Annotated in this window: 18 protein-coding genes and 1 pseudogene; 14 read left to right on the plus strand and 5 right to left on the minus strand. The window is 58.3% G+C overall.

The genetic code is table 11. The annotated features are described in order from the left end of the window. Positions 1–130 precede the first annotated feature (130 nt). Positions 131–1009 (plus strand): NmrA family NAD(P)-binding protein, encoded by an 879-nt coding sequence (locus tag FFV09_RS16795; RefSeq protein WP_141448900.1) that lies wholly within the window; start codon positions 131–133, stop codon positions 1007–1009. 69 nt (positions 1010–1078) lie between these two features. Here FFV09_RS16795 and FFV09_RS16800 read toward each other — a convergent pair whose 3' ends face one another. Beyond that, positions 1079–1549 (minus strand): Lrp/AsnC family transcriptional regulator, encoded by a 471-nt coding sequence (locus FFV09_RS16800; RefSeq protein ID WP_141448901.1) that lies wholly within the window; start codon positions 1547–1549, stop codon positions 1079–1081. 119 nt (positions 1550–1668) lie between these two features. Here FFV09_RS16800 and FFV09_RS16805 point away from each other — a divergent pair, with 119 nt between their 5' ends. From FFV09_RS16805 to FFV09_RS16820, 4 genes are all read left to right on the plus strand, one after another. After that, positions 1669–2214 (plus strand): cysteine hydrolase family protein, encoded by a 546-nt coding sequence (locus FFV09_RS16805; protein ID WP_141448902.1) that lies wholly within the window; start codon positions 1669–1671, stop codon positions 2212–2214. Positions 2215–2500: 286 nt separating this feature from the next. After that, entirely contained in the window at positions 2501–4429 is a 1929-nt protein-coding gene (locus FFV09_RS16810) for a beta-glucoside-specific PTS transporter subunit IIABC (RefSeq protein WP_141448903.1), read from the plus strand. A 39-nt stretch (positions 4430–4468) separates the two neighbouring features. Continuing rightward, the gene (locus FFV09_RS16815; RefSeq protein ID WP_141448904.1) at positions 4469–5878 is read left to right on the plus strand and encodes a glycoside hydrolase family 1 protein; all 1410 of its coding nucleotides are present in this window, start codon (positions 4469–4471) and stop codon (positions 5876–5878) included. Positions 5879–5908: 30 nt separating this feature from the next. Then, positions 5909–6766, plus strand: coding sequence for a PRD domain-containing protein (locus tag FFV09_RS16820; RefSeq protein WP_141448905.1), 858 nt, complete (start codon positions 5909–5911; stop codon positions 6764–6766). A gap of 120 nt (positions 6767–6886) precedes the next feature. Here the strand turns inward: FFV09_RS16820 and FFV09_RS16825 are convergent, their stop codons facing one another. Next, complete coding sequence (locus FFV09_RS16825; protein WP_141448906.1) at positions 6887–9520, minus strand: FAD-dependent oxidoreductase; 2634 nt, start codon at positions 9518–9520, stop codon at positions 6887–6889. Next, positions 9517–9831, minus strand: a complete 315-nt coding sequence (locus tag FFV09_RS16830; protein ID WP_141448907.1) for an ArsR/SmtB family transcription factor — start codon at positions 9829–9831, stop codon at positions 9517–9519. Before FFV09_RS16830 ends, FFV09_RS16825 begins: the two co-directional genes overlap by 4 nt. Before the next feature lie 215 nt (positions 9832–10046). On the opposite strand from FFV09_RS16830, the gene FFV09_RS16835 reads away from it, so the two are divergent. The 3 genes from FFV09_RS16835 to FFV09_RS16845 all read left to right on the plus strand — a co-directional run bounded on the left by FFV09_RS16835 (position 10047) and on the right by FFV09_RS16845 (position 14523). Next, positions 10047–12419, plus strand: coding sequence for a glycoside hydrolase family 31 protein (locus FFV09_RS16835; RefSeq protein ID WP_141448908.1), 2373 nt, complete (start codon positions 10047–10049; stop codon positions 12417–12419). 221 nt (positions 12420–12640) lie between these two features. Then, positions 12641–13606: a 3'-5' exoribonuclease YhaM family protein gene (locus tag FFV09_RS16840; RefSeq protein ID WP_141448909.1), complete on the plus strand. Its 966-nt coding sequence runs from the start codon at positions 12641–12643 to the stop codon at positions 13604–13606. A gap of 275 nt (positions 13607–13881) precedes the next feature. After that, a complete protein-coding gene (locus FFV09_RS16845; RefSeq protein WP_141448910.1) occupies positions 13882–14523 on the plus strand; it encodes an NAD(P)-dependent oxidoreductase in 642 nt (213 codons plus the stop codon). 300 nt (positions 14524–14823) lie between these two features. Here FFV09_RS16845 and FFV09_RS24560 read toward each other — a convergent pair. Continuing rightward, a pseudogene (locus FFV09_RS24560) lies at positions 14824–16580 on the minus strand (glycine betaine ABC transporter substrate-binding protein); the annotation flags it as partial. Positions 16581–16596: 16 nt separating this feature from the next. Next, positions 16597–17802, minus strand: coding sequence for a quaternary amine ABC transporter ATP-binding protein (locus FFV09_RS16860; RefSeq protein ID WP_141448912.1), 1206 nt, complete (start codon positions 17800–17802; stop codon positions 16597–16599). A 440-nt stretch (positions 17803–18242) separates the two neighbouring features. Here FFV09_RS16860 and FFV09_RS16865 point away from each other — a divergent pair, with 440 nt between their 5' ends. From FFV09_RS16865 to sdaAA, 6 genes are all read left to right on the plus strand, one after another. Next, a complete protein-coding gene (locus FFV09_RS16865; protein WP_141448913.1) occupies positions 18243–18809 on the plus strand; it encodes a GbsR/MarR family transcriptional regulator in 567 nt (188 codons plus the stop codon). A 236-nt stretch (positions 18810–19045) separates the two neighbouring features. Next, on the plus strand, positions 19046–20254 hold the full coding sequence (gene alr, locus FFV09_RS16870) for an alanine racemase (protein WP_170315062.1): 1209 nt from the start codon (positions 19046–19048) through the stop codon (positions 20252–20254). A 171-nt stretch (positions 20255–20425) separates the two neighbouring features. Further along, positions 20426–20707, plus strand: a complete 282-nt coding sequence (locus FFV09_RS16875; protein ID WP_018975910.1) for a CopG family ribbon-helix-helix protein — start codon at positions 20426–20428, stop codon at positions 20705–20707. A 3-nt stretch (positions 20708–20710) separates the two neighbouring features. Then, the gene (locus FFV09_RS16880) at positions 20711–21061 is read left to right on the plus strand and encodes a type II toxin-antitoxin system PemK/MazF family toxin (protein WP_018975909.1); all 351 of its coding nucleotides are present in this window, start codon (positions 20711–20713) and stop codon (positions 21059–21061) included. Between the two features lie 484 nt (positions 21062–21545). Beyond that, a complete protein-coding gene (gene sdaAB / locus FFV09_RS16885) occupies positions 21546–22226 on the plus strand; it encodes an L-serine ammonia-lyase, iron-sulfur-dependent subunit beta (RefSeq protein WP_141448915.1) in 681 nt (226 codons plus the stop codon). A 4-nt stretch (positions 22227–22230) separates the two neighbouring features. Continuing rightward, positions 22231–23190 carry an L-serine ammonia-lyase, iron-sulfur-dependent, subunit alpha gene (sdaAA, locus tag FFV09_RS16890; RefSeq protein WP_141448916.1) on the plus strand — a complete coding sequence of 320 codons (960 nt, stop codon included), beginning with the start codon at positions 22231–22233 and terminating at the stop codon, positions 23188–23190. Positions 23191–23289 lie beyond the last annotated feature (99 nt).

Consider the following 23289-nt stretch of genomic DNA (forward strand, 5'->3'; position numbering starts at 1 on the left):
TTCTATCCGAAAGGTGCGTACTTCTTTTGCGGATTCAGGTTCGTTAGACTACAGATAGGATCATTTGCACAAATATCTGGTCGGGAACCCGCTTGGAATAATCAGCTTGGAGAGAGGAAGGTTGTTGGACATGCCCAAAAACCCGGTTTATTTCGTATATGGCGCTTCCGGCGCACAAGGAGGAGCGGTCGCCGCCCGTTTATTGGACCAAGGACAACACGTACGCAGCCTCACGCGCCATTCGGACAGCGCGAAGAAGCTTGAAGAGCAGGGCATCGAAGCTTTCGTGGGAGATATGGCCGATATGCAAGCTTTGCATCAAGCGCATGCGGGCGTGGATCGGGTATTCCTGAACATTCCCGTCGAATTCGACACGGCCAGGTTCGACGCTTACGTGAAGAATGCGATCGAAGCGGCCGTTCAAGCCAAAGTCGAGCTGCTCGTCGTAAATACGGGCGGCTACGTTCCGGCCGATCAGCCTACCGATACGCTAGCCGTAGAGATCAGACGGAACCTGCTCGATCAGGTGCGGCAAAGCGGGCTTCCGTGGATCGGGGTAGAGCCGATCAATTATTTGGAAAACTTTTTGATTCCGGGCGTATTTAACGAAGGCGTACTCGCTTATCCGGTTCCGGCCGATCGGCCGATCTCCTGGATCAGTCTGGACGACGCGGCGCAGTATCATCTCTATGCGCTGACGCATCCGGAATTGGCGGGAAGCGTATTGGCGGCTCCGGGCGCAGAAAACGTGACCGGCGACGAGCTGGCGAATATTTTCGCAAGCGCGCTTGGCCGAGACGTACGGTTCGTATCGCTTCCATTCGAGCATTTCGAAGCTGCGATCGCACCGATGCTCGGGGCGCAAACCGCGGCGGGCCTCAAAGGGATGTATCAATGGGTCAGCGCCCATACGAACCTTCTTCCGCGATTCGCAGACGTGGACGACGAGGTAAAAGCACAGCTTGACTTGTCCGGCATAGCCGAATGGGTTCGCCGGACTTTCCGGTAAAACGAACGGGGAAGACCTGAACGGCTAAGACGCTGCGAAAAATAGAAAAAAACAGAGACCCGAGCAGGCTCAGGTCTCTGTTTGCGCAGGCTGAGGGGACAGCTGCGGCATCGGGCGGCCGTGGTCTTTGACCGTTTTGATCGACAGGTTGACGTTGTAATTGCCGTAGTGCAGCAGTTGGTCCAGGCAGGCATTCAACCGCTCCTGCGATTCGATCTTCAACGTCAGGTGATAGCACCCTTCCCCGGAGATACGGTGGGCTTCCGTAATCTCGCTGCGTTCGTTGACGAAACGGACGAACGCGTCGTGGTCGGTCGTTTTCATATAGATGATGACGAACGCCGTATAAGGAAAACCCAATTTCACCTCGTCCAGAATCAGGGAATACGCTTTGATGACGCCGCTGTCTTCCAGCTTTTTGATCCGGGCGCCGACCGCTTGTCCCGTCATGTGAATACGTTCCCCGAGGTCTTTCCATTGAATGCGCGAATGCTCGGACAGCGCTTGAAGAATCTGAACGTCGATAGAATCCAGCTGCATCGTGCAACTCCTTTCGCGGTGAAACCGGTTGGCGTCAAAGCGTTTCGTCGGCGCCTGTACCGTTTCCCGATTGTTCTCTATGATTGGAAGGTAAGCAAATTACGGATGAGGTGAACCTGATGACAACCGCTTTGATCTTGATCGATATTCAGAACGACTATTTCCCGAACGGCAGTATGGAACTGAGCCAGCCGGAGCAAGCTGCCGCCAAGGCCGCGAAAGTGCTTGAATCATTCAGACAAGACCGTCAGGATCTGATTTTCCACGTGCAGCATATCGCGGCCGATCCGGCCATGGGCTTCTTCCTGCCGGATACGAACGGAGTGGAGATCCACGCCGCCGTCAAGCCGGAAGGCGACGAGAGCGTCACGACGAAGCATTTCCCGAACAGCTTCCTGCAGACCGACCTGGAAAGCAAACTGAAAGCCAAAGACGTGACCGATCTCGTAATCGTGGGCATGATGACGCATATGTGCGTTGATGCTACCGTGCGCGCCGCGGTTGACATGGGCTACAAAGTGACGCTGATCGAAGACGCCTGCGCAACGAGAGAATTGGCTTACGGAGGCAAGACCGTAACGGCGGAACAGGTTCATTACTCTTTCGTCGGCGCGCTCGACGGCATGTATGCCCGCGTGACGTCCGCCGAACAATTCCTGGGCTAACCAACGAGCCGGGAAGTCGAAGTTCCTCTTGACCAGTATACGCCAAAAAGGACAGGCTTGTGCGCAGGTTCCGTCTTCGGATCTTCCAGGCACGCCCCGCTCCGATAGGACTTGCATCCTGCACGCGAACCTGCTAGAATCGGTTTAACTTAATAAAACGGACATGTTACTGGTAAAGCAGGCAGGAATCCATGAGATTATTTCATTCCGCAGGGAATGTCATGATCTTTGGAGTCCTGCCTTTTTTGTTCGTTTTATTCATTTTTGGCATAGAGGGGGATTTCAAATGGATCATACACAACTGGCATCCGAAATTTTGCGACAAGTAGGCGGTACTTCGAACGTCGTTCATCTGGGGCACTGCGCGACCCGGCTGCGCTTTACACTGGCCGACGACAGCAAGCCGGACGTAGAGGCGCTCAAAAAAGTGCCCGGCGTGCTCAGCGTCGTCAAAGGCGCGCAGTTTCAGGTAGTCGTCGGCAATCAGGTGATCGAAGTGTTCGACGAGATGCAGAAGCTGGGCGATTTTGGCGGCGATTCGCGAAGCGCCGCTTCGTCCGTGCAGGCGCCGCGCCCAAACGGCAAAAAAGCCGGCGCCGTCCTGCTCGATTTCCTGGTCGGGGTCTTCCAACCGCTGATTCCGGCCATGGCCGGCGCGGGAATCCTCAAATCGCTGCTTCTGCTGCTGGCGACGTTCGGCTGGGTGGACAAGACCGGCCAGACGTATCTTATTTTGACTTTTATCAGCGGCTCGGTCTTTTATTTCCTGCCGATCTTGGTAGCGCTTACGGTAGCGGCCAAACTGCGGGTCAACCATATCGTGGCCGCGGCCGCCATGAGCGTGCTGCTGTTCCCCGACATGACCAAAATGATGACGGAAGGCGCGCAGTTCCTGTCTTTCTCGATCACAAACGTCAATTACGCGTCGCAGGTCTTCCCGTCGATTCTCGGTGTTTTGTTCTATGCGTACATGGAAAAGCTGTTCACCCGTATTTCGCCCAAGCCGATTCGCGTCTTTTTCATTCCGATGATGTCGCTGCTGCTGACCGTTCCGTTCACGCTTCTGGTGCTGGGCCCGGTCGGCTTCACGCTCGGCACGTATCTGACTTCGGCCGTATTGTTCCTGTTCGCCCACGTAGGCTGGGTGGCGGTAGGGATCTTGTCCGCGCTGCTTCCGTTCATCATTGCCACCGGCATGCACAAGGCGCTGACGCCTTATGTCGTCAATTCGGTCACCACGAGCGGGCGCGAATTCCTTATGCTGCCGGCGCTGCTGGCGCATAATCTGTCTGAAAGCGCCGCCTGCTTCGCCGTCGCGATCCGCACCAAAGACTCGGGGCTTCGTTCGCTGGCGGTCTCTTCGGGCATCTCCGCCATGTTCGGGATAACGGAACCCGCACTGTACGGCATCACGCTGCAAAAAAAACGCGTGCTGATCAGCATCATGATCGCCTGCTTTATCGGCGGTTCGGCACTCGGACTGTTCGCCGTAGGCGGATCGACCGTCGTCAGCCCGAGCCTGGCCAGCATCTCGATGTTCGTCGATCCGGAAGACGGCAGCAAGATCCTGCTCGCTATCGCCGGACTGCTCATCTCGTTCGTGGCTTCGTTTATACTGACCCTGATTTTGTGGAAAGAAGAATCTTTGCCGGCCGCGTCCGTGCCGGAGCCGCAGCCTGAGCCGGAGCCCCGTTCGGCGCTGCCGACCGTTCCGGCGGCTGTGCTGTCGAAAACGCATGACAACGCGCCGTCCCTGATCGAATTGAAGCAGCCGGTGCCAGGCACCGTCATTGCGCTGTCGGACGTGCGGGACGAAGTGTTCTCCACCGGAGCGATGGGCCCGGGGATTGCCGTCGTACCGTCCAGAGGCGAGCTGTACGCGCCGGCGGACGGCACGATCCAGATGGTGTTCCGCACGCAGCATGCGCTGGCGATGGAACTCGACGGGGGCGCGGAGCTGCTGTTCCATATCGGAATCGATACGGTCAAGCTGCACGGCGCAGGCTTCGACTGCCAAGTCAAAAGCGGCGACCGGGTCAAAGCCGGCGATCTGCTCATGACCTTCGACGTGGAGAGCATCGTCGCTGCCGGATACGATCCGGTCGCGCTGACGATCTTGACGAACAAAGAGCGGTATACGGTGCGGGAAGCCGAACCGAAGCAGGCCGCGCAGGGCATTCTGGCGTTCGTGACGCCGGTGCCGGCCACCGTATAAGCAGGGAAGAAAAAGCGTTCAAACAAGGAGGAAAAATCTATGCAGTCTGAATTTCCGGAAGGTTTCTTGTGGGGCGGCGCTACCGCGGCCAATCAGTTCGAAGGCGGATACCTCGAAGGCGGCAAAGGATTGAGCACCGCCGACGTGATGACGTCGGGCGAACACGGCGTGCCGCGCGAGATCACGAACGGCATTATGGACGATCGCCATTATCCGAGCCATGAAGCGGTCGGCCATTACCGCCGGTTCGAGGAAGATATCGAACTGTTCGGCGAGCTGGGCTTCAAGTGTTACCGTCTGTCGATCAACTGGACGCGGATCTTCCCGAACGGCGACGAAGCGGAGCCAAACGAAGAAGGGCTGCGGTATTACGACGAAGTGTTCGATGCCTGCCTCCGACGAAATATCGAACCGCTGGTTACCCTGTCGCATTTCGAGACGCCGCTTGGGCTGCTGAAGTACGGTTCGTGGACCAACCGCCAAGTCGTCGATTTCTTTTTGCGCTACTGCGAGACGGTCTTCAACCGATATAAGAGCAAAGTGACCCGCTGGATCACGTTCAACGAGATCAACGTCATGTCCACGAAGCCGTGGATGGCCGGCGGCGTCGATTCCGACGAAGAACAGGTGCGGATGACGGCGGCGTACCACCAGTTTTTGGCCAGCGCCAAAGCGGTCCGGCTGGCGCATCAGATCAACCCGGCCAACAAGGTGGGGATGATGTACGCCGGGCATTTTTCGTACCCGCACAGCTGCGATCCCGAAGACGTGCAGAGACACGACGAATTCATGCACAAGATGCTGTTCTACTGCGACGTTCAGTGCAGGGGGCGCTACCCGGCCTACAAGCTCAAAGAATTCGAACGCGAAGGCATCACGCTGCCGATCGAGGCCGGCGACGAAGAGACGCTGCGTCAAGGTACGGTCGACTTCCTCTCGTTCAGCTACTATCTGACGCATGTCGTGGGCAAAGAAACGAGCCTGGTCATGAAAGGCTTGAACGGCGTGAAGACCGGTTATGCCAATCCGCATCTTCCCACTTCGGAATGGGGCTGGGCGATCAATCCGCTCGGGCTGCGCCATGCGCTCAACGTGCTGTACGACCGGTATCAGATTCCGCTGATGATCGTCGAGAACGGATTGGGCGCCGTGGACCGCGTCGAAGAGGACGGATCGGTACACGACGGCTGCCGGATCGATTATTTGCGCGATCATATCCGGGAAATGCGCAAAGCGATCCAGCTGGACGGCGTGGAGGTGTGGGGATATACGATGTGGTCGCCGATCGACATCATCTCCGCCAGCACGGGCGAGATGAAGAAGAGGTACGGCTTGATCTACGCGGACGTCGACGATCAGGGAGGCGGGACGTTCAAGCGTATTCGCAAAGACTCTTTCCACTGGTACAAAAAAGTAATCGCGTCCAACGGAGCAGACCTGGAGTCCTGACCGGAACCCCACGCAAAGAAGGTGCAGACTATGCTCAGACTGAAAAAAGTGTTGAATACAAGTGTCATTTTGGCGGAAGACGACCAGCACAAAGAGTTTATTTTGTTCGGCAAAGGGATCGGATTCGGCAAAAAAGTCGGTACGCCGGTCCAGGAAGATCAGGTCCATCAAGTGTTCATTCCGGTCGAGCACGACCGGGTGAAAGAACTGGCAAGTCTGCTCGATACGGTGCCGCCGATCTTCGCCGAACTGACGCAGCAGATCGTCGTGCATGCCGAGCAGCAGCTGCGCGTCAAGCTGAGCACGAGCGTCTATTTTACACTGATGGACCATCTGAATTTCGCCGTCGAACGGTTCCGCCAAGGCATCAATATTACGAACAAAGTCTACTGGGAGATCAAAAACTATTACCCGGACGAATTCCGGGTCGGGACGTATGCGCTCCAGCGGGTGAACGAAGCGTTATCGATCGAACTGCCGGTCGAAGAAGCGGCCAATATCGCGTTTCACCTCATTAACGCCCAGGGTGAACAAGGCGAATCTTCGAACGGCAACGGCGTGCGGTATGCCAAGATGGTCGCCAGCATCGTCAATCTGGCGCGCTACAATTTTCATCTCGATCTGGAAACGGACAATGTGCACTATACCCGCTTTATTACGCACGTCAAATTTTTCGCGGAGCGTTTCTTCTCGGATCAAATGCTGCAAGAAAGCGACAATGCACTGTTCGACCAGATTGCCGGGCTGTATCCGCAGGCGATGCTGGGCGCGCTCAAGATCAAGGACTATATCGAGCAGGTGTACGGCAAAACGATCCCCAACGACGAATTGGCGTATCTGGCCGTTCATATCCAGCGCTTGATGCGGCACAAACAGATGGAACCGTAGAGAACGCGCGGCATTCGCCTTGCACGCCAAAGATCCGCTCCCTTACTTGGAAGGAGCGGATCTTTTCGGCATGTCTGCCGATGCCGTGCGTCCGGCGTTCGAACGCCGGACGTACGGCATTCAGACGAACAGATTATGGTTGGCCTGTGCCGCCCGGCCGAGATAATGACCGACGCCGCCGCTCTGTACGTGATCCATCAATTCTTCGCGCCGGATGCCCATCAGGTCCATCGACATCTGGCAGGCGACCATCTCGACGCCCTGATCGGCCGCGCTTTGGATCAGCGATTCCAGCGAATCGACGTTGTGGTTCTTCATGAGCCCGCGAATCATTCGGGGTCCCGCACCCAGCATATTCATGCGCGACAAGCCGAGCTTGCGGCTGCTGCGGGGCAGCATAAGATCGAACAGGCGGCCCATCGTCGTCTTCTTGACGGTTTGGCGTTCGGGCTTGCGAATCACGTTCAGTCCCCAGAACGTGAAGAACATCGTCACTTTGCGTCCGCTGGCCGCCGCGCCGTTGGCGATGATGAAGGACGCGATCGCTTTGTCCAGCTCTCCGCTGAACACGACCATCGTGCTGGCCGGTTCGGCCACGGCCGGCGTATGCGGCGCAGCGGGGTCCGGCGCGGCTGCGCGCTTGGCGAGCGTCGCTTCGATGACGCCGCCGGCTCCGCGTTCGAGCCGCAGCAGCGAAGACGCGGTCATATCGGCCCAGGCGCGGATGTCTTCGTAGAAGCCGGGATCGGACGCGCGCACGCGCAGCGTCTGCCCGTCCGCGAGCTGATCCATCGCCTGCTTGACCTGCATGAGCGGACCGGGGCAGCTCAAGCCGCGGGCATCCAGCTCGCGGTCGACCGCAAGCGGCCGCGTCTCCTGCGGAAGCATCCCGGCATCCGGGGCTGCGGACGCTTCGGCTGCCTGGCCAGCGGGGGCGGAGGTGCGGTCGCCATCCGGGCTGCGGTCGAAGCCGGAGTCCGAATCGGATTCGGAGCCGGAGTGGGAACCGGAGCTGCGATCGGGATCGGAATCGGGCTCGCGATCGGAACCGAAGCCCGAACCGGGATCGGAATTGGGATCGGAATCGGGATCGAACGGCAGCTCCCGCGGCCGGAACGCGGCCTGCCGGTACGTCTTGTAGCCGCCGCTGAGATTCCGCGCGTCGAAGCCGTGCTGGCGCAGGATTTGGGACGCGGTATACCCGCGCAGCCCGACCTGGCAGTAGACCCAGACTTCCAGGGCCGGGTCCAGTTCGCCGAGCCGGTCGCGCAGCTCGTCGACCGGGATAGAGATCGAGCCGGGAATATGCCCGCCGGCATGTTCCAGTTCGCTGCGCACGTCGAGCAGCACGGAGCGTTCCGGCCGGCGGTCGGCCAGTTGGTCGTAGGAGAACGACCGGACCCGGCCGGAGAGAATATTGTCCGCCGCGTAGCCGGCCATATTCACCGGATCTTTGGCGGAAGAGAACGGCGGCGCGTAGCTCAGCTCCAGTTCGGTCAGATCCTGCACCTGCCCGCCGAAATGGATCGCGACAGCGATATCGTCGATCCGTTTCTCCACGCCTGCGTAGCCGACAGCCTGGGCGCCGAGCACTTTGCCTTCCGGCGCGAACAGCAGCTTCAGCGTGATCGCGCTGGAGCCCGGATAATAGGAAGCGTGCGACGAAGGATGCACGATGACGCTGCGGTAAGGGACGCCGAGACGCTTGAGCGTCTTCTCGCTGCTGCCGACGGAAGCGCCCGTCAGGTCGAACACTTTGATGACGGCGGTGCCCATCGTGCCGCGGTACGTCGAGTTCAGGCCGGCGATCCGGTCCGCCGCGATGCGGCCCTGCTTGTTGGCCGGGCCGGCCAGCGGCACCGCGGTCCGGGTGCCGTGCACGTAATCGGCGACTTCGATCGCGTCGCCGACCGCGTACACGTGCGGAGCGCTCGTCTCCAGCGCCTCGTTGACGACGATATGTCCGCGCGGGCCGAGTTCGAGGCCGCTTGCCGCGAGAAAAGCCGTATCCGGCTTCACCCCGATCGCCAGAATGACGAGATCGGCGGTCAGCACGCGATTGCCGGGCAGCTCGACGCCGATTCCGGCGCCGACGGAGCGAAAGCCCTGCACGCGCTGCGAGAACAGCAGCCGAACGCCGCGCTGCTCCATCTCCTGCGCCAGAATCGCGGCGAGTTCGGGATCGAACGGCGCGAGCAGCTGCGCATTGCCTTCGACCAGCGTGACGTCCAGACCGGCTTCCTTGAGGTTCTCCGCCATTTCGACCCCGATGAATCCGCCTCCGATCACGATAGCGGATTTGCCGCCGCCCGGCGATACTTGTTCTTTGATCCGGTCGATATCCGGAATATTGCGCACCGTGTGGATCAGCGGATGGTCGGCGCCCGGCACGTCCGGCACGACCGGGCGGGCGCCCGGCGACAGAATCAGCTCGTCGTAGCTTTCCTCGTACAGGCCGCGTTCTCCGCTTTGCACCTGCACGGTGCGGCGCTGCGGATCGATCGAGATCACTTCGCTTCTCGTGCGCACGTCGATGCGGAAGCGGTCGGCCATTCCTTTGGGCGTCTGCACGAGCAGCCGTTCGCGATCGTTTATGGCTCCGCCGATGTAATAAGGCAGGCCGCAGTTGGCGAACGAGATATAAGGGCCTTTTTCGAACAGGATAATGTCTGCGTGTTCGTCCAGGCGCCGCAGCCGCGCAGCCGCCGAAGCTCCTCCCGCCACGCCGCCGACGATCAATACTTTTTTGCTCACGATTCGCACTCTTCCTCTCCGAATAACGCTTTTACGATTTCTTCGATCCGTCGATCCGCCAACACGTAATTCATTTCCAGCCCGCTGCGTTCGGTCGAGACGATGCCCGCGCCGCGCAGCTTTTGCAGATGCTGCGAGACGGTCGACTGCGGGATGCCGAGGCATTCCTGCATGTACGACACATTGCATTTCTTTTTGCGCATGAGTCCGCGTACGATGCACAGCCGCACCGGATGGGACAGAGCTTTCAGCAGATTGGCCGGCTCGTCGAATTTTTGCAGGTCGTTCCCGGTGAAGTCGGGAAGGGTCATACGGCTCACTCCTTTTATATATCGTTATATTCGAATAATACGATATATAAGCGGAGGTGTCAACTTTGGGCTTCCGCGCGTACCGGCTTGCCGAAGAGGCGCCCGCAGAGAAAACGTTTATTTGTGCTTTTTTGCCCATTTGACAACGCTTCCCCCATCGTTCAAGGTTAATAGAGAGAAAGCACGATATGACGCCGAAGGAGGACAACAGCGATATGTGGGGCAAACGAACAGGATACGAAAAAGAAGGACGCCGCGTCTCGATTCAATTCGAAGGAGGCACCGGGCGGATCGAAGTCGTGAACGCGGGAGTCATCAACGTGTTTGCGCCGCTGCACACGCAGGAGCATGAATCGCGCGCGGTCGAGCAGCCGAATCCGGCGTTCGTGGTATGCGATTATACGGTCAGCGAACGCGACGGACGGATCGAGATCGTCACGGAGCAGCTGATCGTGCGCGTCTACGATCATTTCAAAGTCGACTTTTACGATGCCGCGGGCACGCCGCTCTGCCTCGATTACCGGGGCGAACGCGAACCGTTCCCGCGCCGGGGCAACGTCAGTATCGCGGAGGGCGAAGGCCACGCCGCCATGCGCACGAGCGAACACCACAAGATCCAGGTCCTCAAAGCGATGGAAGGCGAAGAGAAATTTTACGGCCTCGGCGACAAGACGGGACCGCTCAACAAACGGGGCTACGAATACGAAATGTGGAATACCGACGATCCGTCGCCGCATGTCGAGAGCCATAAATCGCTGTACAAAAGCATTCCGTTTTTCATTACGCTGAAGGAGCGGGCCGCGTACGGGCTCTTTTTCGACAATCCGTTCAAAACGTTTTTCGATCTGGGCAAAGAAAATTCGGACTACTATTACTTCGGCGCCGACGGCGGCAATCTGGATTATTACTTCATCTACGGTCCCGATCCCAAAAACGTCGTGTCGCGCTACACCGCATTGACCGGCCGCACGCCGCTTCCGCAGCTGTGGACGCTCGGCGCGCATCAGTCGAGATGGTCGTACGCGCCGGAATCGAGAGTGCTGGAGATCGCGGAGAAATTCCGCGAACACGATCTGCCGCTCGACGTCATCCATCTGGATGTCGATTACATGGACGGGTACCGCGTGTTCACGTGGGACGACGAACGTTTCCCCGACCCGGCGGCGCTCACGAAACGGCTCGGCGAAATGGGGATCAAAGTCGTCACGATCATCGATCCGGGCGTCAAAAAAGACCGAGGGTACGGCATCTATGAAGAAGGGTTGGAAAAAGGGTTCTATGCGACCGACCGCGACGGCGTGCCTTACGTCAACGCGGTCTGGCCGGGCGACTCCGTCTACCCGGACTTCTCGGACGAGCCGGTGCGCCGCTGGTGGGCGGACAATCAGAAGATCATGCTCGACGCCGGCATCGCGGGCATCTGGAACGACATGAACGAACCGGCGAGCTTCAACGGACCGCTGCCGGACGACGTGCGCTTCAAGAACGACGGACGAGGCGCCGATCACCTGGAGATCCATAACGTCTACGGCCATTTGATGTCCAAATCGACGTATGACGGCATTCTCGAAGCTTCCGGCAAACGGCCGTTCGTCATTACGCGCGCCGCTTACGCGGGCACGCAAAAGTATTCGACCGTCTGGACCGGCGACAACCAGAGCTTCTGGGAACATCTGCGGCTGTCGATTCCGATGACGCTCAATCTGGGCTTGAGCGGATTCGCGTTCAACGGCTGCGACGTCGGCGGGTTCTCGCACGACTGCACGCCGGAGCTGCTTGCGCGCTGGGTGCAGGTCGGGGCGTTCAGCCCGCTGTTCCGCAACCACACGGCGATCGGCACGCGCGATCAGGAGCCGTGGGCGTACGACGAAGACACGCTCGACGCCTACCGCAAAGCGATGAAGCTGCGCTATCGCCTGCTGCCGTATCTGTACGACCTGATGCGCGAAGCGGAACAGACCGGCCTGCCGCCGATGCGTCCGCTGCTGCTGGAATTCCCGGAAGACGAGCATGTGCACGAACTCGACGATCAGTTCCTGTTCGGCAGCCGGATGCTGGTCGCGCCCGTGATCGAGCAGGGCAAGCGGTATCGGGCCGTCTATCTGCCGGAAGGCTCGTGGGTCGATTACCGCAGCGGCGAGACGCTCGAAGGCGGCCGCGTCATTCTGGCGGAAGCTCCGCTCGACGTCTGCCCGATCTACGTGCGCGCCGGTTCGTTCCTGCCCGCTTACCCGGATCAGAAGTATGTGGGCGAGCTGAAGATCAAGGAACTGCTGCTGGACGTCTATCCCGGCACAGGCGAATACGTGCATACGCAGGACGACGGCGAGAGCTTTGATTACCGCAGCGGCAGCTACAACGAGTACCGCTTCAGCCAGAGCGAGCAAGACGGCGAGCTTGAGATCGCCTGGGAAGCGAGCCATGCCGGTTATGACGGGGAGACTTACGCCTCGTTCCGGCTGACGGTGCACGGACGTTCCGCTTCGTCGGTAGAGCTGAACGGGGAAGCGATTCCTTTTCTGGCGGAAATCCGCGGGACGACGTTCCATGTTCCGGCCGGAAGCGGCAAAGTGCGGTTGATCCGATAAGCCCGGATTGTGCACGGTGCTTCGCGGTGCAGCGGTCCGAATCGGTTCGGTCCGCGTGCCGCGAAGCTTTTTTTGCCGGATGAATACGTTCTCTTCGCAAAAATCGCGCCCACCCGTGCGGATTCGTATTTCGTTCCTGAGCCGTAAACCTATATAATAGAAGAAAGGGGCGCCAGAACAACCTGTTTTTCGTCCCCGGACTCAACTCATGGAGGAACGCAATGAAAACCATCAAAGAATTTATCGAAGGCGACGATATTATCGGGTTCTACCTGTTAAAGTCCGCCGATCTCAAACAGACCAATTCCACGCCGCCCAAAGACTATTTCGATCTCGTGCTGGCGGATGCCAGCGGCGAGATTCCGGCCAAGCTTTGGGACGTCAGCACCGCGGACAAAGAGACCTTTTTCCCGCCCATGCTCGTCAAAGTGCGCGGCATCGTCCAGAAATACAGAGAGAAGCCGCAGTTCAAAGTCAGCAAGCTTCGTCCGGCCGATCCGGAAGACGGCTACACGCTGACCGACTTTATCCGCTCCGCTCCCGTGCCGCCGAACGATCTGGTCTACACGATCAAGACGACCGCCGCGGGCATCTCGGACACGGATCTGCGCCGCCTCGTCGATTACTGCATCGACAAGGTCGGCGACAAGCTGATGCATTATCCGGCTGCCAAAGCGATGCACCACGCGTTCTACGCGGGTCTCGCCTACCACACCGTCCGCATGCTGGAATTGGCGGAGTTCCTCTGCAAGCAGCGTCCGTTCCTGAACCGGGACATGCTGCTCGCGGGCATCATCTTGCATGACATCGCCAAGACGGAAGAGATGACCGCCGAACTCGGCGTTGTGTCCGAGTACAGCTTCACCGGCAAACTGATGGGACATCTGGCGCTCGCTTCGACCTGGATCACGGAAGCGGCGATCAAGCTTGAGATGGACCCGGCGTCGGAGAAAGTCATCCTGATGCAGCATATGGTGCTGGCGCACCATAACAAAGGCGAGTGGGGCAGCCCGGTGCAGCCGCAGACGGCCGAAGCGATCGCGCTCCATTATATCGATCAGCTCGATGCCAAGCTGCAGGCGGCCGAAGACGCGCTCGACATGATGCCGGACAACGAACAATGGACCGTACCCCTGCGCGTGCTGGAAGGCAAAGCGCTGTACCGCGGACCTAAGGGCGAAGCCTGATCGTTTTTTAACAACGTTGTTTTGTCGGCGCCTTGTTCGTAAACAAATATTCCGTTTGATCTGGACGGCTTTTCGCGTTTCAACGAGGGTTGACGCGAAAAGCCGTTTTTTTGCGCGCCGAACGATGGAAACAGGCAGAAGAGGGTTGACAAAAGAAAGCTAATGTAACTATAATAGTTACATTAGCTCGATCCGAAAGACTCGCCGGATGCGTACTGCGGTTCGGCGGCCGGACACGGATCGGTCCACACTCAACCCAATGGAGGTTTTATATTATGAAGATTGCAGTAATCGGCGCCACAGGCAAAGCGGGACAGTTGATCGTGGAGGAAGCCGTGCAGCGCGGCCATGACGTGACGGCCTTTGTGCGCGATACGTCCAAGTTCGATCTGGAAGGCGTGCAGGCCGTGCAAAAAGACGTGATGAACCTGACTGCCGAAGACGTCATCGGCTTCGACGCCGTCGTCAACGCGATCGGCATGCCTCCCGGCCGGGAATCGGGCCATATCGAAGCGGGCCGCACGCTGATCCAAGCGTTCCAGGGCGCGCCGGATTCCCGCCTGATCGTCGTCGGCGGAGCCGGCAGCCTGTTCGTGGACGAAGCGCAGACGACCCGCCTGGTCGATACGCCGGACTTCCCCGACCTGTTCAAGCCGACCGCGTCCAGCCAGGGCCAGAACCTGCAGGACCTTCAGGCTTCCGAAGGCATCCGCTGGACGTTCCTGAGCCCGGCCGCGTTCTTCGACGAAGCCGGAGCCAGAACCGGCCGCTACCAGACCGCGGGCGAAGTGCTCACCGTCAACGCCGCGGGCGACAGCTATATCAGCTACGCCGATTACGCAATCGCGATCGTCGACGAGATCGAGAACGCCAAGCATGTGAACCAACGCTTCAGCGTAGTCGGCGAGAAAGCGTAAGACGCGCTTTGCGCGGGCTTACGGCTTCGAAGTTCCCGCATGCCTGCGCTGCCGCAAGGCAGTCCAAAGACGCGATCCCTGTGGGGGTCGCGTCTTTTTGGTGTACCGATTCCAATCGCAGTACGCTTCTCCTTGGCCGGCACGCTTTATCGTGCCGCACGCCGCACCCAGGCTCATAACAAAAAGCGATCCCCGAAAGGATCGCTTCATCATGACTTCGAATCTTACTGCTGACTTCGAATTGGACTTCGCTTACTTCAAATCGTATGTCGCTTATTTCGAATCTTACTTCGCGTCGACCATGTCTTCGATCGAAGTCGCGTCGACGTAAGCCGGTACGACCAGGCCGGTCTTGACGCCCGTCATGTTGGCGCCGAGGTCGTCCAGCTTGTCTTTGTACTGGCCCCAGTAGTCGGCGTGCGTAAGCGGCAGCCATGCGGCAAGGCTCGCGTCGGCATCGCCTTGAGCGACGCCGAGCCACATCGGGCCGGCTTCGACCTGCAGGCCTTTGACCGTCAGGCCGAGTTTCTCCTGCATGATTTCCTGCACGAGGCTGAAGCTTGCGATCTCGGAATCCCAAGCGACGTACGCGAGGGTAACGGTGTCGCCGCTTGCCGGCGTAATGCCGTCGGTCCATTCGGCGACGCGCTCCGGATGGGCGGCCACGAAGTCTTTGGCCGCTTGTTCGGCCGGCGTGCCGTCCTGGATCGCGATCATGAGCTCGCCCATTTCGTCTTCCGTCCATTTGAAGTTGCTCAGGAACTGGTAAGCTTCAGGGTGATCCTGTTCCAGTCCTTTGCGGGCGATCGTATGGATTTCTTCCGCGTCGCCGTACGACTTCTTCGGATCTTCCAGGTATTTCAGATCGTATTTGGAGAACATCCAATGCGGTGTCCAGCCCGTAATGACGATCGGATCTTCTTTTTTGATCGCTTTGTCGAGCGTTGCGGTCATCGCCGCGCCGGAACCTTCGATCAGCGTCCAGTCGCTCAGACCGTAATCGGTAATCGCTTTTTGCGTCGCGTTCATGATGCCGGCGCCCGGATCGATGCCGATGATCTTGTGGTCGACCTGGTCGCCGAGCGAAGCGGATTCCGAACCGGAGCCGGCGGCGCCGGTAGAAGCGCCTCCGCCCGAAGAGCAGGCACCGAGGACGAGCATAGCGGCGAGACTTGTCATTCCGAACCATTTTTTCGTGCCGAAGTTAAATTTTTTCATTACGCATTTCTCCTTTTTCTAGCAGGTTTGAATATATTTTGCGAGAGACGGTCGAGTACGATTGCCAGCACGACGACGGCAAGCCCGGCTTCGAAGCCCTGGCCGATATGCAGCTGCGTGACGGCGCGGTACACTTCGACGCCGATGCCCTGCGCGCCGATCATCGAAGCGATAACGACCATTGACAGCGACAGCATGATCGTCTGGTTGATACCGGCCAGAATGGTCGGCATCGCAAGCGGCAGCTGAACTTTGAACAGCTTCTGTGCGCCGGTCGAACCGAAAGCGTCGGCCGCTTCCACGAGTTCGCCGGATACTTGTTGAATGCCCAGGTTGGTCAGGCGGATCGTCGGCGGAATCGCGAAGATAATCGAAGCGATCACGCCCGGCACGACGCCGAGGCTAAAGAACGTGACGGCCGGCAGCAGGTAGACGAACGCCGGCATGGTCTGCATGAAATCGAGCAGGGGCGTGATGACGCTCGAAGCGCCTTTGCTTTTCGCGCACAGGATCCCGATCGGAATCCCGATGATGATCGAGATCAAGCCGGACGTCAGGACGAGCGCGAGCGTGCTCATCGTGGCATCCCAGTACCCGAGGTTCCAGATCAGCAGGAAGCCCAACACGCTGAACAGCGACAGTTTCCATTTGCCGGCGAAGTAGGCGATAACGGCCAGCAGAACGATGAACAGGATCGGATGGGGCAGCATGAACAGATCCGTGAACAGGTCGACGACTTTTTCTATTGTAAAAGCGATGCCGTCGAACAATCCTTCCAGATTGATGCTCATCCAGTCGACGACCGAATCGACCCATTTGGCGATCGGAAGCTTCGGCATCTCGGCGGTAATCAGATTAATCGGCACGGCTATAACCTCCTTCGTTTTCCACTTCTCCGGCCATGGCGCCAAGCAGGCTGCCGCGAACGACGACGCCCATCAGGCGGTTGTCCGCATCCACGACCGAAATAGGAATCGGAGACGTGCTGCTGAGTTCGAACATTTCGCCGATCAGACGATCCGGCGGACAGACGGGACATCCCGGAATCAGGATATCTTCAATAGTCAGCTTGTCCTTGACGGCGCGCGAAGCGTCTTCGGCGGTAATGGCACCGAGCAGCCGCTTGCTGCGGTCGATCACGAACAGGTTCGAGACGCCGCGTTCGCGCATCAGTTCCAGCGCGACGCGGGGGCCGCGATCCGGCGTAATCGTCTCGGGACGGCGCATAACGTGTGACGCGGTGAGCACTTTGGACAAATCCACGTCTTCGACGAAACGCTGCACGTAGCGGTTGGCCGGCTGGATCAGGATCTCTTCCGGCGTGCCGATCTGCACGACTTCGCCGTCGCGCATCAGTGCGATGCGGTCTCCGATGCGAAGCGCCTCGTCCAGGTCATGGGTAATGAAGATAATCGTTTTTTTCATCTTCTCCTGCAGGTCGAGCAGTTCGTCCTGCATATCGCGGCGGATCAGCGGATCGAGCGCGCTGAACGCTTCGTCCATCAGCAGCACTTCGGGATCGTTGGCGAGCGCGCGGGCGAGGCCGACGCGCTGCTGCATGCCGCCGCTGAGTTCGTCGGGCATTTTATCTTCCCAGCCTTTGAGGCCGACGAGTTCAAGCGATTGCTTCGCTTTCTCGTAGCGCTTCGACTTTTCGACTTTTTGGATTTCAAGTCCGTATTCGACGTTCTCGATCACGGTGCGGTGCGGGAACAGCGCGAACTTCTGGAAGACCATACTGATCGTTTTGCGGCGCACGTCGCGCAGCTGCTCGGCATTCATCTTCATCAGGTCTTTATCGTGCACGAGAATTTGTCCCGCGGTCGGATCGATCAGCCGGTTGAACATGCGCACGAGCGTCGACTTGCCGCTGCCCGACAAGCCCATAATGACGAAAATTTCGCCGGGCTCGATATCCATGTTCACCTGGTTGACCCCGACGGTGATTTGTTTCTCTTTGGCAAGCTTTTCCTTGTTATAGCCTTGTCCCAGTAACTTGATACCCTGGGCAGCGTTAGGTCCGAACAATTTGCTTACGTTCCGAATGCTGAGTATCGGCATTTCGTTCACCCCTCTTTTCTATTTAAAGGCATCTTTTTCCGGCAGGCGCCGAATGGTGGATAGGCTGCATGGTTCGGGGACGGCGTCTTTAATGGTAAAAAGCCGGGTCCCCGGAACCAACCGAGCTCCGTGATACCAACGTCCTAAATTGTAACAAAGCAATCTTTTCTTTTCAACCTTCATATCCGTACGTTAAGTTCGTACAGAAAAAACTGTACAAAGTAATAGTCGTAAATGCTCGAAATTGCTCACGTATGCTCTTTTTTAAGAAACTTTACAATTGATTGACGTTCTCCTAAAATAAAAAATGACAAATCTTGCGCAGATGAGACCGGACCTTTCAAGGTCACAGGCGCAGAAAGTATAAATGAAGCTTGCATCGCCGCATGCGGGCCTGTTATAAAAAGCGTATAGGGAAAGAGATTAAGGAGGCTTCAGGGATGGGCTTGGACCAGGACCAGTGGAACGAAGAAGAACACGACATCGTGCAGCGCATCCGCAAACGCGTGATCGAAGCCGTGGGCAAAAATATGGAGTTGTACGGCGTGACGCTGTCGACCGGCCATCTGTACGGGCTGCTTTTTTTTGCGGACAAACCGATGACGCTCGACGATATGGGCCGCGAAATGCAAATGAGCAAGACGAGCATGAGTACCGGCGTGCGCTCGCTGCTCGATTTGAACATGGTCAATAAGGTCTGGGAAAAAGGGTCCAGAAAAGATCTGTACGAAGTCGAATACGACTGGTATCAGACGTTTACGGACTATTTCGCTACCCAGTGGCGCCGCGCCGTCGAAAACAATCTCCAGGTACTGCGCCGGGCGCTCAAAGAGATCGATCGGCTGCTTGAACAGCCCGATATGAGCGAGTTCACGGTAAACGTGTTAAAAAAAGACCGAGAGAAAATCCGCCAGGCCGAAAGTTATTACCGCTGGCTGGACCGGGTCATCGACGCGATGGAAGACGGGGATTTGTTCGAATGGGTGCCGCGCGAAACGGAGTCTTGAGAACGCTGTAATGCCCAAATTTTAAAATATTGCCCGCCCGGGGAAAATCGGCCGCTTTGCGGCGCTTCTAAAAAACCCGGAGCGGGTAATCTTTTTATTAAGGCGGATTTTGTCTCTGGCCTTCTTTGTACCTGCAATTCTTCGACGGTGTGGACTGGTCTGCCGGCATTGACAGCCCCGCTTCCCAAGCTTACGCTGGAATTAACAAATTTACGTTAGAGGTGGCTGTTTTGCCTATGCAGTATCGTCCTACCCAAGCCGTCGTGGATCTGGATGCGCTTCGCGCCAACTACGAGGCTTTTCGTTTGCACCTTGGAGCTTCGACTCTTCTGCTGGCCTGCGTCAAAGCGAATGCCTACGGGCACGGAGCGGTGGAGGTCAGCCGCGAGCTGGAGCGTCTCGGTGCCGATTATTTGAGCGTCGCTTTCCTGGATGAAGCGTTGGAGCTTCGAGAAGCGGGGATCGTCATGCCGATATTGGTGCTCGGCTATACGCCCCCGGAAGGACTTGCGATCGCGCGCGATCGGGAGATCACGGTGGCCCTGTTCAGCGACGAAGTGCTCGAAGCGGCGCGCCATCTGGGCCGTTCCCCTTCCGGCAGCCGGCTCAAGGTTCACGTCAAAGTGGACAGCGGCATGGGCCGTCTCGGACGGATCGCCGGTCCGGATGCGACCGACTTCGTCAAAAGAGCGCTTGAAGCGGACGGGATCGAGGTCGAAGGATTGTTCACGCATTTTGCCAGAGCGGATGAAGCCGACAAGGCCTATACTACGGTTCAGTACGAAGCGTTCCGCGGCACGACGGACGCACTTGCGCAAGAAGGCATCGAAATTCCGTTGATACATACCGGCAACAGTGCCGCCGCGATCGACACGCCGGGCTTTTCACCGAAGATGGTTCGCATCGGAATTTCGTTGTACGGGTTCTATCCTTCCCGCGAAGTCAACCGCACCGCCGTTGCGCTTAAGCCGGTGCTGACGCTCAAGACCGAGGCCGTCTTCGTCAAGACGCTTCCTCGGGCGATGGGCATCAGCTACGGCTCGCTGTACACGGCGGAAGCGGGCGAACGAATCGCGACGCTGCCGATCGGCTATGCCGACGGTTACTCGCGGATGCTCGGCGGCAAAGCCGAAGTGCTGATCCGGGGCCGCAGGGTTCCGGTGACCGGAACGATTTGTATGGATCAATGTATGGTGTCGCTCAAATCTTTCGCCGACGCGGAAGATATCCAAGAAGGCGAGGAGGTTGTCCTGCTCGGCAGCCAGTCCGGGGAAGTCATCTCCGCGGACGAAATTGCCGCCAAGCTGGGAACGATCCATTACGAAGTGGTGTGCATGCTCGCCAATCGCGTACCGCGAATTTATACCCGAACGGGTGTTGTCATTGCGGAATTAAACCCCCTTTTGCATGAAAATCCAAACCGGTTTCGAGTGCTTTCCGAGTAAAGTGTGAAGAAATAGGGTGTACGGATGGAAGATTGTGAGCTATAATGGGTGGCAGCACAGGTGATATACGAATCGTATATACACTATTTCAACAGTCCCCGATTCCAACGGAGTTTTTCGACAAGATCAAGGGACCGTTGACGGGTAAAAGCTCATGGGGGTGGACGAACGGTGGCGAACTTGCAAAGCACCAAGAGAGTGATGATCAGCCTGCCTGATCATCTTCTGCAGGAAGTGGATGGGATCGCAGCTTTGGAAAATTCCAATCGTAGTGAACTGATCAGGCTGGCAATGAGACAGTATTTGGTCGACCGGAAGAAGCGGTATATCCGCGAGTCGATGCAGCAGGGTTACATGGAAATGGCCCACATCAATTTGTCGATGGCTTGTGAAGCGTTTCATGCGGAGGAAGATGCGGACATCACTCTGGTTCGCTTAGTAAGCGGGGTGTAACTATTGCTTGTAAAACGCGGTGACGTATTTTTTGCGGATCTCTCGCCAGTGGTGGGATCCGAGCAGGGCGGGGTGCGTCCGGTTCTGGTGATCCAGAACGATATCGGCAACCGCTTTAGCCCTACGGTCATCGTCGCGGCGATTACCGCCCAGATTCAAAAAGCCAAGCTGCCGACGCACGTGGAGATCGATGCCAAGACGCACGGATTCGATCGCGATTCCGTCGTCCTGCTCGAACAGATTCGAACGATCGACAAGCAGCGCCTGACCGACCGGATTACGAGACTCGGCGAAGAAACGATGAAGCGGGTCGACGAGTCTTTGCAAATCAGCTTGAGCTTGGTTGATTTTTAATCCGGAACACTAGCCGCCATTGGATCGGAATTCGGAGCGGCCGCCTCTGTCCGCGGACAGGAAGCGCGGTCTGCCCCAATCGGAAAAAGAGCACGTTCGTGCGAAACCTTTCGCGCGCGCGTGCTCTTTTTTTCGCCGTTTGGCAGGTGAGAGGAATCGGCCTGTTTCCGCCCCGGGCGGTTGCAGGCTTCTTTTGTGCGTGGAATGGACCGCATTCGAAGAAGCAGGCAGAGAGCGCAATGAAGCAGAACATGAAGCAGACAATGAAGTAGAATACCTAACATGAATATAACGATTCAGCCGCTTGAACCCCGGAATCCGGCTGCACGCGTATAAGACTTCGCTGCGGTGTCGAAGTAGTGCGAAGGCGTCGACGTCAGGCGGAATGAGGTGTAAAATAGCGGGTGAGTGCTTATAAATAAACGGCTGCGCCTAAAAAGGCCTTGTCGATCATGATTAAACATACAGCGAGGAGAACGTTCAGATGCGGTTTAAAAATGTGTTTTCGATTATAGGACCTTCCATGGTCGGTCCTTCTAGCTCACATACGGCCGGAGCGGTGCGTATCGGGCTGATTGCGAGGCAGCTGCTCGGCGAGCAGCCGAAGACCGTCAAAATCGCTTTGTACGGTTCGTTCGCCGAGACGTATTGGGGACACGGAACAGATCTGGCGCTTGCGGGCGGACTGCTCGGCTACGCGACGGACGATGCCCGCGTAGCGGACGCGCTCGAGGAAGCGGAGCGTCTCGGTATCGGGATCTCCTTTTTCAAAGGCGTCGGCCTGGCTCCGCATCCGAATACGGCGAAGCTTGAGCTGACGGCGGCGGACGGCCGCACCGCGCAGGTGCTCGGCGCCTCGATCGGCGGAGGCACCGTCATGATTCATGAAATGAACGGCTTCGACGTGCGCTGCAGCGGCGAATACCCGACGATCGTCGTGCTGCACGACGACCGTCCGGGCGTGCTCGCTTCGCTGACCGCGCGGCTCGGCGGCAGCGATACGAATATCGGGTACATGGGCGTCGACCGCAAAGGGCGCAGCGCCGAAGCGATGACGGTGATGGAGCTGGACTCCGTGCCCGATGCGGAGCTGCTCGCGCAGCTGCGGCAGATCGAAGAAGTCAAAGAAGTGACGGTCATCAATTTGAGCGGCAGGGGGGCATAACGCAATGAGATTCCGTACATTAAAAGAACTGACGGCGATCAGCCAGGCGGAGAGCAAGACGCTCGCCGAGATCATGATCGAAGAGCAGGCCGCCGAAACAGGCGTTTCGCGCGAAGAGATCACGGCGCAGATGTCCGATTATTACGGCAAGATGAAAGCAGCGGTACGTCTCGGTCTGTCCGAACAGAATGTGTCCCGCAGCGGCCTGAGCGGCGGCGACGCGGTCAAAGTGCTGGACCTGGCGGAGAACGGCACGCCGTCTTCCGGCGATCCTTCGTCGCGGGCGATGGCTTATGCGCTGGCGGTCTCGGAAGTCAACGCTTCGATGGGCCGGATCATCGCGACGCCGACAGCCGGTTCGTGCGGCATCATTCCGGGCGTGTTCGTCAGTTCGCAGGAACGTTTCGGCTGGAGTGACGAACATATGGTGAACGGATTGTTCGCGGCCGGTGCGATCGGTTACGTGATCGCCAACAATTCGTTTATCTCCGGCGCCGAAGGCGGCTGCCAGGCCGAAGTCGGCTCGGCGATCGGCATGGCGGCTGGCGCTTTGGTCGAACTGCGCGGCGGCGGCGCCGAACAGGCGATGCATGCCGTCGGCCTCGCGCTCAAGAACACGCTCGGCCTGATCTGCGATCCTGTCGCCGGGCTCGTCGAGATCCCGTGCATCGTCCGTAACGGGCTGGGCGCCGTCAACGCGCTGGCCGCGGCCGATATGGGGCTGGCCGGCGTGCGCAGCGCTATTCCGTCCGACGAAGTCGTCAGCGTCATGCTGGAAGTCGGTGCGGCGATGCCGAGCGGACACCGCGAGACGGGGCAGGGCGGCCTCGCACAGACGCCGACCGGCCGCAAGCTGACCGAAGGGCTTATGCGCGGCCGCAAGCCGCTGCAGCCGGAGTTCGAAGAACCGGCGTCAGGCCAGGCAGAGACGGCCGCGGCGCAGACGGTCCACACTTCCGAATAAGCGGCTTATCTGCCGCGATACGGAGCGCAAAACGGCGAATTGGGGACGGAAAATAGCCGGAACAGGTTCGTTTTGGCGAATTCGGTCTGGAAGAATACC

This window comes from Saccharibacillus brassicae, assembly GCF_006542275.1.
GTDB classification, from domain to species: domain Bacteria; phylum Bacillota; class Bacilli; order Paenibacillales; family Paenibacillaceae; genus Saccharibacillus; species Saccharibacillus brassicae.